The following is a 12,575-nucleotide window of genomic DNA, read 5'->3' on the forward strand; positions in this document are numbered from 1 at the left end:
GGCGGGGCGCCTTTGGGCGCCCCGTTCGCACTGGACGTTTTCCTATGAACCGTGACAACCGACGGCTGGATCTGGTGATCCTGATGGCGCTGGTCGCGCTGGCGCTGCTGCCCTGGTATCGGGTCCGCGGCGGTTTCTTCGGCTTTGGCTGGATCGGCGACATGATGTCGAAATCCGATCTCTGGCCGGGGCTGGTGCAGGCGGCGACCGGGCGCTGGCAGATCTGGCCCGTGCTGGTGCTTCTTGCGCTGGCGATCTGGTTGCGGCTTGGCCGTGCGCCGGGCGAACAACGGGGGCGTGCCCTGGTCTGGACCGGCGCTTCGGGCCTGCTGTGGATGCTGGTCGAAGGGCTGTCGATCGGTTTGCGCGGCTGGAACTGGGGCCGGCTCGAGGCCCTGGGCGATGTCGCGGGGCAGCCGGCCTTTGGCGCCGGCGCGATGATCCTGGTCCTGGCATTCACCGCCTTCATCGCCTTCGGCCAGGCCGAACGGGGGGCGCTGAAGGGGGATGCCTTCGTGCTCGGCGCGATTTCGTTGCTGATCCTGCTGGTTGTCACCTTCGTCTTCTACCCGCTGATCTCGATGTTCACCGGGGCATTCCAGGACTTTGACGGCTCGTTCACGGCCGATGGCGTGCTGCACAACATCGTGGATCCGAAAATCTGGAGCCTCGGCTGCCTGTCCGGCGGTTCCTGCGGGGTGGCCTGGCGCACCTTCTTCCTGGCCTGCTGCACCGCGACCGGCACCACACTTCTGGGTCTCGCCTTCGCATTGGTGGCGACCCGCACCGCGTTCCCGTTCAAGAAATCCCTGCGCCTGCTGACCGTCCTGCCGATCATCACGCCGCCCTTCGTGGTCGGCCTGGCGCTGACCATGATGCTGGGCAGGAACGGCACCGTCACGCATTGGATCGAGGCGGTGACCGGCGGCGAACTGGGGCGCTGGCTCTATGGTCTGACCGGGATCTGGATCGCGCAGGTGCTCAGCTTCACGCCGATCTCCTTCCTGGTGCTGATCGGTGTGGTGGAAGGCGTCAGCCCGTCGATGGAGGAAGCCTCGCAGACGATGCGCGCCGGGCGCTGGCGAACCTTCCGCAAGGTCTCGCTGCCCCTGATGGCGCCCGGACTGGCGAATGCCTTCCTGATCGGCTTCATCGAGTCGATGGCCGACTTCGGCAACCCGCTGGTGCTGGGCGGGTCCGGAGGGGTGTTGTCGACGGAGATCTTCTTTGCCGTGGTCGGGGCGCAGAACGATCCGGCCCGGGCGGCGGTGCTGGCCACGGTGCTGCTGATGTTCACGCTGTCCGCCTTTCTGGCGCAGCGCTTCTGGCTGGCCGGGCGCAATTTTGCCACCGTCGGCGGCAAGGGCGACGGCGGCCGCCCGGCCCAGTTGCCGGCGCGGGTGGCCTGGCCGGTGACCATCGTGGTGATCGGCTGGAGCGTGTTCACCATCTCGGTCTATGCGATGATCCTGTTCGGCGGCTTCGTGAAGGTCTGGGGCCTGGATCACTCGCTGACCTTCGACCACTACATCCGTGCCTTCGGGGTGAGTTTCGTGGACGGCTGGCACTGGACCGGCGTCGCCTGGAACAGCTTCTGGACCACGATGAAGATTGCCCTGATCTCCGCGCCGCTGACGGCAGCCGTCGGGCTGCTGACCGCATGGCTGATCGTGCGCCAGAACTTCCCGGGCAAGACGGTGTTCGAATTCGCCCTGATGATGAGCTTCGCCATTCCCGGCACGGTGATCGGCATCAGCTACATCATGGCTTTCAACCTGCCGCCCCTGCAGATGACCGGAACCGCGCTGATCCTCATCGCCTGTTTCGTCTTCCGCAACATGCCGGTCGGGGTGCGCGGCGGCGTCGCGGCGATGGCGCAGCTCGACGGTTCGCTGGACGAGGCGTCGCTGACGCTGGGCGCGACCTCGGGCCGGACTCTGCGCCGGGTCATCCTGCCGTTGCTGCGTCCGGCGATCCTGGCTGCGCTGGTCTACAGCTTCGTGCGCGCCATCACCTCGATCTCGGCGGTGATCTTTCTGGTTTCCGCCAAGTACAACATGGCCACCGCCTATATCGTCGGTCTGGTCGAGAACGGCGAATACGGCATCGCCATTGCCTATTCCTCGGTGCTGATCCTCGTGATGATCACCGTCATCGGCGGTTTCCAGCTTCTGGTCGGCGACCGCCGCCTGCGGCGTCCCGAAGCCCGCCGCGAACCGAAGGAGGTCACTGCATGACCATGACCCGTGGGGCCGTCGAGTTTGACGGCGTGCGCAAGGACTATGGCAGCTTCACCGCCATCCCCGAACTGAACCTGCAGATCGAGCCGGGGCAGTTGGTGACGCTGCTGGGCCCTTCCGGCTGCGGCAAGACGACGACATTGCGGATGCTGGCCGGTCTGGAAAGCCCGACCCAGGGCCGCATCCTGATCGGCGGAGAGGATGTCACCCGGCTCCCGGCGAACCGGCGGGACGTCTCGATGGTGTTCCAGAGCTACGCCCTGTTTCCGCATATGTCGGTCGTGCAGAACGTGGCCTATGGTCTCGAATCCGGAGGCATGAAGCCCGTGGAGGCGCGAGAGGCGGCGGCGAAGGGCCTCGACCTGGTCGGTCTTGGCGGGCTGGGCGACCGGCTGCCTTCCGAACTTTCCGGAGGCCAGCAGCAGCGCGTGGCGGTGGCAAGAGCGCTGGTGCTGGAGCCGCAGGTGCTGCTGCTCGACGAGCCGCTTTCGAACCTCGACGCCCGGCTGCGGCGGAGGGTGCGCACCGAAATCCGCGAGTTGCAGCAGCGGCTGGGCTTCACCGCCGTCTATGTCACCCACGATCAGGAAGAGGCGCTTGCCGTCTCGGACCAGATCGTGGTGATGCAGGCGGGGCGCATCGCCCAGATGGGGGCGCCGCGAGAACTCTACGAAAGCCCGGCCTCGGAATTCATCGCCGATTTCATCGGAGAGGCCAACGTTCTGGATTGCACCGTCGTCTCGGTCGCCGAAGACATCGCGACGATCCGCATTGCGGCACTGGAACAGAACCTGCCCGCCCGTGGTGCGCAGCCCGGGCCGACCAAGCTGGCAGTGCGGGCAAATGCGATCAGCGTCACCCCGGCCGAGGATGCCAGCTTTCCCGGACGCATTACGTCCTCAGCCTATTTGGGAGATCACGTGGAATACGAAATCGACACCACGCTCGGCCGGCTCTTCGCCATCGACGCCGGCGCCACCCAGCCGATCGCGACCGGCACCAGCGTCGCGTTAGGGTTCCGGAATCGCGGTCTGGCGCTGGTCTCATGAGCAGTCTCGACATTTCCGCCCGCGTCGCGCGGGCCGAGTCGATCGCCCGCCGCGCCGGCGCCCTCGCTCTGGAGCATTTCCACGCCCGGGACTCGTTGGTGATCGAGACAAAGCGGCACCCGACCGACCTGGTGTCCGAGGCCGACCGCGCGGTCGAAACGCTGATCCGCGATGCGCTGTCGCAGGCATTTCCGGATGATGCGCAACTGGGCGAAGAGCATGGTCTCAGCCCGGGCGGCAGTGGGCTGACATGGGTCATCGACCCGATCGACGGCACCGCACCCTATCTGAACGGTCTGCCCGGCTGGTGCGTCTCGATCGGGGCCTGCGATGACGAAGGACCGCTGATCGGCGTGATCTTCGCACCGGTTCTGGGCGAGATGTTCGTCGCAGCGCGAGGGCAGGGGGCCACGTTGAACGGCAGCGCGGTCCGGGTGTCCGACAGTCTCGACCTGCGGAGCGGGCTTCTGGGGCTCGGCGCGAACGATCGGGTTCCGGCGGCGCGTGTCGGCACGACGCTCGACGCGCTGATGTCTGCCGGGGCCAGCTGGATGCGTTATGGCTCGGGCGCGCTGATGCTTGCCTGGGTCGCGGCGGGTCGGTTGATCGGCTATGTCGAGCCGCGGATGAGCGCCTGGGACTGCATGGCGGGCTATTGCCTGATCCTGGAGGCCGGCGGGCTGGTTCTGCCGTTCCCGGCGGGCGAAGGACTGTTGCGGCCGGCCCCGGTCCTGGGCGCCCGGCCCGGCGACTACGAGGAAATCCTGGAAATCTGCCGGCTTCAGGACGACGAATTCTGGACAATGCCGCCGGAATAGCGGTTTTGCGTAAACCGTGAGCACAGCGCATCCTGCGCTCTCCCTGCCTTCGGGGCGGGAGAGTGCCCCGGATCGCAGTTTCGGCGTCGGTGCGGTAATGCACGAAGCCACCCCACCCGATCTTGTGGTGGGGGACGGGTCTATCCACAATTTGTTCGGAGTTGCTGCCGTGTTCGGCCCGGAAGCCGCTTCCTGACCGCTCCGATCCCGTGTCGTGGTCCCCCGCCAGCGCCCGGACCGGCGCGGCGCCAGTGTTTGCGAAAATGCATCAGCACCGGAATGTTCGACGCCTTGACCGTACGTTAATGGATAGTTGGATGTGCGCCACTCGCCTTATGCGGTATGAATAACGATCATGGGTGACACGAAGATCACCGAAGATTCAGGTACGGCAGAATGCTCGGCGGACGCGCAAGCCTCATATTCCGGTATGCGATCACACTCCTCAGTCTCGTCCTGACTCTGGCGGTCTTTCTGCTTGTGGACTCCATCATTCGCTCCAGGGGCGAGTCCGCCTTTACGACCGTGACCAATGACAACCTGTCGGCGCTGCATGGTCGGCTGCAGAGCTATCTGCAATCGCTCAACGGGCTGGCGGGCCTGCTGGAAGCCTCGGACAATGTCACGGCGCAGGACTGGCGCCAGTATGTCTCGGCCCTGAAGATCGAGGAAAACCTGCCGGGGCTGACCGGGCTTGGCATCATCGTCATGGTTGACAGCAGCAAGCTGGACGAGTTCCAGAAGCTGATGCACGAGGAAGGCGTCGACGACCTCGTGATCCACCCCGAGACCGGCAGGGACCAGAAGCTGGTCATCACCTATATCGAACCGATCGAGACCAACGCCCCGGCGCGCGGGTTGGACATTTCCTTTGAAGAGGGGCGTCTGGCCGCGGCGATGGCGAGCCGTGACAGCGGATTGCCGCAAGCCACCCAGCCGATCCAGCTCGTGCAGGACGCGAAGGGTGAACCGGGATTCCTGCTGATGCGGCCATTCTACCAGCGCCAGATGCCGATCAGCACCGTTGCCGAGCGCCGCCGCGCCTTCCTGGGCTGGGTCTATGCGCCCTACCTGGGCACCTCGTTGCTGTCCGATCTGACTGCCAGCCAGGACAGGTTGTTCGATCTCAGGGTGATCGATCCCGACGCCCCGCCCGAACGCCAGGTCATCTTCGATTCAACCCCTCATGATCCGGACGCTCCCGGTGGTGATTTCGTCCGGCGCACCGAACTGCCGGTCTACGGCCGGACCTGGGAGCTGGAATGGGTCAGCACGCCGGCCTTCGACCTGTCGCAGAACCGCTATGCGAAATGGTTGTTCCTGATTGCCTGGCTGGGCCTGACGGTCTTGCTGCATCTCTACCTGCGCTCGACCCATGAACGGCAGCGGCTGGTCTCGGAGCAGGTCGAGAAGAAGACCCGCGACATCAAGGCGGTCCTCGACCACAACCGTTCCATCGTGGCCAATGCACTGGTCGGCATTCTGGTTCTGGATGGCGAGGACCGCATCCTTCAGGCCAACCCGGTGGCGGAAAAGCTGTTCGGTCGTGACGAGCAGACGCTGCGCAAGATGCAGTTGTCCGATCTGATCGACGAGACGATACAGGGCACCCATGCGCAGCGGAGCCTGGTCACGGCGCATTCGCAACGAGGCAAGCGCCTCTACCTGGACATCCATCGCAACCTGTGGACCGACGGCGAGGGCGAGAAGCGCCAATCGGTTCTGATCGTCGATGTGACCGACGAGACATTGGCCAACCGCGCGCTGGTCGAGAGCGGTGTGCGCTGGAACCTGGCCCTGAAGGGGGCCGAGATCGGCATCTACGATATCGACTTCAAGACCAACACATCTGTGGTGTCGGATACCTGGCTGGAACTGATGGGCCTTCCGCTGGACGATCCGAACCTGGACCCGCAGAAGAACTTCCTGTCGCGCGTGCATCCCGATGACCTGCCGTTCCTGATCCATGCCGATCGGGAATGCATCGCGGGCCGCACCCAGAGATCGATCTCGGAGTACCGGGTGAAGTTCGGTGACAGCTGGCGCTGGATGCATTCGGACGGCGTGGTGACCGAGTTCGACGAAGACGGGAAGGCGCTGCGCTATGTCGGCGTGCAGACCGATGTGACAGAGCTGATCATGGCGCGCGAGGCGCTGGCCCGCAGCGAGGACCGCTTCCGGCTCGTGTTGTCGAACGCGCCGGTCGGGATGGCGGTGATGGATCTCGACGGGCGCCTGACCGACTCGAATACCGCGATCTGCAACATGACCGGCTATAGCGAGCACGAGCTGGACGGCTTCCAGTTCGTGCGGCTGTTCGCCGAGGATGAGGTCGAGGACCTGCTGATCAAGATCGCCAATCTTCAGGGCCTGGCGAACGAATCCTACAGCGGCGAGCATCGGATCATCCGGAAGGACGGAACAGTCCGCTGGGGCGACGTGAAGGTGTCCTGCGTCGTGGACGTGCATGAAGGCGGCGAGATCTACATCCTGCAGATCAACGATGTCACCCATCAGCGGGAAGTCGACAGGATCAAGACCGAGTTCATCGCGACGGTCAGTCACGAACTGCGCACCCCGCTGACCTCGATCAAGGGGGCCCTGGGGCTGGTGTCCGACTCGCGGCTGGCGCCGCTTGAACCCTCGACCCGTCGCCTGATCGAGATCGCGGCGATGAATACCGACCGGCTCATCCTTCTGGTGAACGACATTCTCGACCTCGAGAAGATCTCCGCCGGCAAGGAGAATTTCGAGTATGCGGACATCAGCTGCAACCAGCTGATCCGGGACGCCGCACTGCACATCCGGCCGATGGCCGACAAGCACAAGGTCCGGATCGTCTGGAAGGCGGCGCGGAAGGACGCGACGGTCCGCGCCGATCTGGTCCGCATCGGTCAGGTTTTGTCGAACATGCTGTCGAATGCCTGCAAGTTCTCCTACCCCGAGGGCACGGTGGAACTGTCGTTCAAGGTGGAAGGCAGCGTTGCCCGGTTCAGCGTCGTCGATCATGGCGAAGGCGTGCCCGACAGTTTCCGCGCCAACGCCTTCGATCGGTTCTCGCAGGCCGATTCCTCGGATACCCGGCGCAAGGGCGGCACCGGGCTCGGGCTGAGCATCTCGAAGCAGATTGTCGAGAGGATGGGCGGCGAGATCGGATTCGAAAGCGTTCCGGGCGAACGGACGGAATTCTGGTTCACCTGTCCGCTGGCGATCCCCAGGGTGCAGTCCAAGCGCATGCCGCCGGCGCTGCCGAAGCCCGAGCCGCAAGCCGAGTCGAAGTCGATCCTGCACCTGGAAAAGGATGCCCAGTTCGCCGCCGCGGTTCGCGCCAGCCTGAAAGGGGTGGCCGAGGTGGTGTCGGTTGCCGATGTCACCGCGGCCCGGAAGGCGCTCAAGGAAGGCACCTATGACGTCATCATTCTCGACTGGAGCTTTTCCGACGAGCAGGCCCGCTATCTGCTGGACGACATCGACCTGAAGCAGCCGCAGGCAAGGGTCGTGGTCCTGTCGTCGAACGAGAAGATAGATGCGGATCGGCGGATCAGGACGTCGAAGATGAAATCGGACAACAGCACGCCGGAGGTGGTTTCGTGGCTGAAGGAAGAGATGGCCATGGCACAGCAGTGACGTTACGTCACGGCAGCGCCAAGTTTCCGTCAACAAAACACCCAACCCGCCGTGGATTATCTATGGGTGGTGAACGACCGGCCGACGCGATCACCTGTCCATGGACAGGTGGAACGGAAGCATTTGAGTACATCTGGGAGTAGTACTGTGTCGATGAGTGCCGATAACAATACCCTGCGGGTTGCCATCCTTGGCAGTTGCAGCGTCCTTGCGACCATTCCGCTGATGGCGGTTGCTCCGTTCGTGTCGATCCCGCCGCTGACAAATCTTGCCATCGGTACACTGGCTGCGGGATGCACCTCGATGATCCTGACCTCGATCCTCAGGCTGCGCGGCACCCAGAGCAGCCTGCGCAAGAAGCAGCACCAGCTGGAGCAGGAAGCCAAGGCCCTGAACGACCATGCGATCCTGTCGATGACCGACAGCGACACCCGCATCTGCTACGTGAACCAGAAATTCCTCGACGCCACAGGCTATGCTCCGGAGGACGTGATCGGTAAGGAGCCGGTCGAGTTCTACGAGAAAAAGGACGCGGCATTCTATACGGACATCAACAAGAGGTTGAGACGCGGCGAGTCCTGGAGCGGTGAGACCCGCATGCGCTGCAAGGATGGCAGCATCATGTACAGCCAGACGACGATCCTGCCGCGCGACGACGATCAGGGCAGGTGGCAGGGCACGATCGCCGTCCGCACCGACACGACCGAGATGCGCCGCGCCGCGGCCGCCATAGACACCGTCGCCGCGCTGCGCGGATTGTCCGAGCCGGTGGTGATGTTCATGCCCGACAGTCTGGAACTGGTCTTCATGAACAGGGCCGCCAAGGAGACCGTCGGCTGGTCCGGAGATACCTATCTCGGCAAGTCGGTGTCCGATGTGCCGCTCGATCTGGATATCGACCGGCTTCGCGACGGTCTGCGCCAGCTGGATGAACCGGGGACCGAACAGGTCGTGCTGCGCTTCATGCACATGGGCGCGACCTTCGACGCCGGGCTTCAGATGATCACGCTGCAATCCGGAGAGCGGCGCTGCTTCGCGATCTTCCGGGACATGTCGGGCGAGGTGGAACTGGCTCGTGCCCGCGAGGAATTCATCGCAACCGTCAGCCACGAACTGCGCACGCCCCTGACCGCGATCAAGGGTGCCATGGGGCTGCTTCTGTCGGGTGCGACCGGGACCCTGCCGGACAAGTCCCGCGATTTTGTCGCCATCGCGCACCGCAACGCGGAACGGCTGGTGCTGATCGTCAACGACATTCTCGATCTCGAAAAGATCGTAGCAGGCAAGATGGAATTCCGTCGCGAGGTCGGCGATCTCTGCGAGGTTCTGATCGAAGCGAAGGCGGCGAACCAGGCCTATGCGGACCAATATGGCGTGACGGTCCGGCTGGAGGGCACCGACAGCCCTGCTCTGGCCGATTTCGACGCCGCGCGGATTCTTCAGGTGATCACCAACCTGTTGTCCAACGCCTGCAAGTTCTCGGACAAGGGCTCAGAAGTCGTCGGGGCCATTGCCGTCGAAGACGAGGTGGTGAAGGTCAGCATCATCGACAACGGCATCGGGATCCCCGAAGAAGACCTGCCGCGGATGTTCGACCGCTTCCAGCAGGCCAGCAATGCCGATCGCCACCACCGCGACAGCTCGGGTCTTGGTCTGAGCATCGTCAAGGCCATCGTCGAGAAACACGGCGGGACCACCGAACTCAGCAGCACCCTGGGCGTCGGAACGACGGTGTCCTTCTCGCTGCCGCGCGCGGTCAATGCCTCCTGGCCCAAGAAGCTCCATGTCGTTGCCGGATAGCCCGGCCAGATCTCCTGGAATTGAACATGATCAAACTGCTCCACGTCGAAGACGATCCGGATATCCTTGAAATCGCGCTGATGGCCCTGGAACTCCCCGGGGTGTTCGAGGTCAAGCAATGCTCGGACCCGCTCGAAGCGCTGGCGACGGCACAGGAGTTCGCGCCCGACGTGTTGCTGATGGACCTGATGATGCCCGGGATGAGCGGCGACGTGCTTCTGAGCCGCCTGCGCGAATTGCCGGGGCTCGAGACCACGACGGCGATCTTCATGACGGCGCGTGCGCAGCCGCACGAGATTCAGTCGCTCATCGAGAAGGGTGCCAAGGATGTGATCGTCAAGCCCTTCGATGCCCTGACCCTGGCCGATCAGGTGCAGGCGATCATGGAGCGGCCGTGACGCCGGGCGTCACTCGGCGGTGGTGCTGCAATAGGTGATCGACAGCTCGAGGAACCGGTCCAGTTCCTCCGTGACCGGGGTCTGATCACGGAAATTCGTGTCGATATGCTCCTGCACCACGGTTTCGGCCTTGCCCGCCGCTTCGCCGAGGTCGGCAAAGCCCAGCGAGCCGGCCGAACCGGCGATCTTGTGCAGGATGTCGCGGGCGGTCAGCAGGGCCTGCTGACAATCCTCGCCCGAGCTGATCAAGGTCAGCGCGTCCTCGAGAGCGTCATGTCTCTCGTCATGCATCTCCAGGAACCGCTCGCGGATACGGGCGATCCCGGGCAGCTTATGAGCAAGACTGTTCAAGCCGTGGCCCGCAGCGGCCAGCGGGACTGACGCTGGGCGCTGGCGCAGAGCGCGGCGTGGCGGGCGCTGTCCACGATATCCTCGAAGGCGGTCAGCACCGAGCTGCTGGAGCGCCAGTCAAGCCGCAGGGCCTTGCCGTGGACCACTTCCACGTCCAGCGGCGTGCCATCGCTGCTGTAGAGCCCCATCTTCAGGATCTCGATCTGGGTCCGCGACACGAAATCGTCGAGGTCCGGCATCCATCCATCCTCGGTGACGCAGCCGAACAGGCCATTGCCGAGATAGGCCATCAGGAACTGGTTGCCGACCAGACAGTCGGACAGGGCCTCGGCCACGTCCGAGATCACGCCACGGAAATCATAGGGCTTGATGCTGTGGAACAGTTTCTCGACGTCGCGGATCGCGAAGGCGAAGATGGTCGAGCCGAACATCGCGCTGCGGGTCAGCTTCTGCAGGTAGTTCTCGAGCGCATGGGCCTCGATGACGCCTTTGACGTCGTTGATCTCGAACGGCTGGTCGAGCGTCAGCTGCGGAACGATCCGGCGGACGCGGTTGCGGCCCGGATAGGAGACCGCCGCCCGCTCGGAGCCGCTGCGCCGCTCCTGGACGAGGGAGGCGACCAGCTGGATGCGGCCCTGCAGTTCGGACAGTTCGAAGGGCTTGGTGACGTAATCGGTCGCACCGGCGGCAAAGGCGTTGTCGATATAGCGCTTTTCCGACATCGCGGTCAGCATCAGCACCGGGGTCCGCTTGAACCGCGGCATCTTCCGAAGCGCCTGGCAGAGTTCGATTCCATCCATGCCCGGCATCTGGATATCCAGAAGGAAGCATTGGATGTCCGGTGTCGTGCTGGCGATCATCAGAGCTTCCTCGGGGGAATCCGACGTGATCAGCTCGTGCTCGCCGATCACCGCAAAAAACTCTCTCAGCAATTCAAGTATGATGAGATCGTCATCGACGGCGAGAATTTTCATAGCCTGCCCTTCCTGCCTGCCAATGCCTCTTGACCGAGACTCTATGGCAGTGACGTGTTCCTTCTGCTTGTTTCAACCTGAAGGGTGACTCTGGCAAAAGTATGTCAACTTATCGGATAAAGCGGTGCAAAGCGCGTGTCCGCCAAGGCGTTTCGCGCATGTTGCATTGGCCCGACAGGCGCCGGTCGCAGGGGTGTTGCGGCCTGCCGGATCGGTCCGGATGGCGCCCATGCCGGGCGCTTCCGGATGTCGGGTTCAGCTGTTGATCCGCGCGCCGGTGGCGTCGAAAGCATGCACTCTTTCGGGCTGAACCACGATGCCCAGCCGGTCGCCGGCGCGCAGGGCGACATGGCCATGCTGGCGGACCATCAGCGGCCCGATCCCGTCGATCTGTGCATAGATGTTGGTGTCCGATCCAAGGTGTTCCACAACATCGGCGCTGCCGGTGAAGGTGGCATTGTCCGGGTCGGCCAGATCGAGATGCTCGGGGCGGATACCGAGTTCCGCGACCGGTCCTTCCAGCCCCTCCAGCGAGATCAGCGCACCGTTGGACAGCCGCACGTCGCCGCCTTCGCGCGAGGCCGGCAGCACGTTCATCGTGGGTGAGCCGATGAACTGCGCCACGAAGCGGTTGGCGGGGGTGTCGTAGAGCTCCAGCGGCGTTCCGACCTGCTGGACGATGCCGCCGTTCATCACCACGATCCGGTCGGCAAGGGTCAGCGCCTCGACCTGGTCATGCGTCACATAGACCATGGTTGCCCCCAGCCGGTGGTGAAGCCGTGCGATTTCCAGCCGCATCTCGACCCGCAGCGCCGCGTCCAGGTTGGAGAGCGGCTCGTCGAAGAGGAAGGCCTGGGGATCGCGCACGATGGCGCGGCCCATCGCCACGCGCTGCCGCTGACCGCCCGACAGGGCCTTGGGCAGGCGCTCGGTCAGGACATCCAGCCCCAGGGTCTTCGCCGCCGCCGCCACCTTCGAGCGGCGCTCCTCGGCCCGGGCGCCACGGATTTCCATCGAGAACCCCATGTTCCGGGCCACGTCCATATGCGGGTAGAGCGCGTAGGACTGGAAGACCATAGCGATGTCCCGGTCGCGCGGGGCGGCATCGTTCATCCGCCGCCCGTCGATCAGCAACTCGCCATGGGTGATCGGCTCCAGCCCGGCGATCATCCGCAGCAGCGTTGACTTGCCGCAGCCGGAGGGGCCGACGAGAACGATGAATTCACCATCGGCAACCGAAAGGTTGATGTCGCGCAGCACTTCCATCGTGCCGTAGCTCTTGCCGATGTCGCGCAATTCCAGCCTTGCCATTGTCGTC

Annotated in this window: 9 protein-coding genes; 6 read left to right on the plus strand and 3 right to left on the minus strand. The window is 64.1% G+C overall.

Translation table 11 applies throughout. The features are described 5' to 3' along the window. Window positions 1–44 precede the first annotated feature (44 nt). The 6 genes from NUW50_RS17385 to NUW50_RS17410 all read left to right on the plus strand — a co-directional run bounded on the left by NUW50_RS17385 (window position 45) and on the right by NUW50_RS17410 (window position 9,932). The gene (locus tag NUW50_RS17385; protein ID WP_258290430.1) at window positions 45–2,237 is read left to right on the plus strand and encodes an ABC transporter permease; all 2,193 of its coding nucleotides are present in this window, start codon (window positions 45–47) and stop codon (window positions 2,235–2,237) included. Beyond that, window positions 2,234–3,289, plus strand: a complete 1,056-nt coding sequence (locus NUW50_RS17390) for an ABC transporter ATP-binding protein (protein ID WP_443135119.1) — start codon at window positions 2,234–2,236, stop codon at window positions 3,287–3,289. Before NUW50_RS17385 ends, NUW50_RS17390 begins: the two co-directional genes overlap by 4 nt. Then, entirely contained in the window at window positions 3,286–4,107 is an 822-nt protein-coding gene (locus NUW50_RS17395) for an inositol monophosphatase family protein (protein ID WP_258290431.1), read from the plus strand. The genes NUW50_RS17390 and NUW50_RS17395 overlap by 4 nt, the downstream gene beginning before the upstream one ends. Window positions 4,108–4,632: 525 nt before the next feature. Continuing rightward, window positions 4,633–7,734: a CHASE domain-containing protein gene (locus tag NUW50_RS17400; protein WP_258290432.1), complete on the plus strand. Its 3,102-nt coding sequence runs from the start codon at window positions 4,633–4,635 to the stop codon at window positions 7,732–7,734. A 153-nt stretch (window positions 7,735–7,887) separates the two neighbouring features. Further along, entirely contained in the window at window positions 7,888–9,534 is a 1,647-nt protein-coding gene (locus tag NUW50_RS17405; protein WP_258290433.1) for a PAS domain-containing sensor histidine kinase, read from the plus strand. Window positions 9,535–9,560: 26 nt separating this feature from the next. Continuing rightward, window positions 9,561–9,932, plus strand: coding sequence for a response regulator (locus NUW50_RS17410; protein WP_258290434.1), 372 nt, complete (start codon window positions 9,561–9,563; stop codon window positions 9,930–9,932). A 9-nt stretch (window positions 9,933–9,941) separates the two neighbouring features. Here NUW50_RS17410 and NUW50_RS17415 read toward each other — a convergent pair whose 3' ends face one another. From NUW50_RS17415 to NUW50_RS17425, 3 genes are all read right to left on the minus strand, one after another. Next, window positions 9,942–10,283 (minus strand): Hpt domain-containing protein, encoded by a 342-nt coding sequence (locus tag NUW50_RS17415; RefSeq protein ID WP_258290435.1) that lies wholly within the window; start codon window positions 10,281–10,283, stop codon window positions 9,942–9,944. Beyond that, the gene (locus tag NUW50_RS17420; RefSeq protein WP_258290436.1) at window positions 10,280–11,257 is read right to left on the minus strand and encodes a response regulator; all 978 of its coding nucleotides are present in this window, start codon (window positions 11,255–11,257) and stop codon (window positions 10,280–10,282) included. The genes NUW50_RS17415 and NUW50_RS17420 overlap by 4 nt, the downstream gene beginning before the upstream one ends. A gap of 255 nt (window positions 11,258–11,512) precedes the next feature. Further along, window positions 11,513–12,568, minus strand: coding sequence for an ABC transporter ATP-binding protein (locus NUW50_RS17425; protein ID WP_258290437.1), 1,056 nt, complete (start codon window positions 12,566–12,568; stop codon window positions 11,513–11,515). Window positions 12,569–12,575 lie beyond the last annotated feature (7 nt).

Origin of the sequence: Frigidibacter sp. ROC022, from assembly GCF_024723735.1 — a bacterium.
Classification (GTDB): Bacteria; Pseudomonadota; Alphaproteobacteria; order Rhodobacterales; family Rhodobacteraceae; genus SLM-1.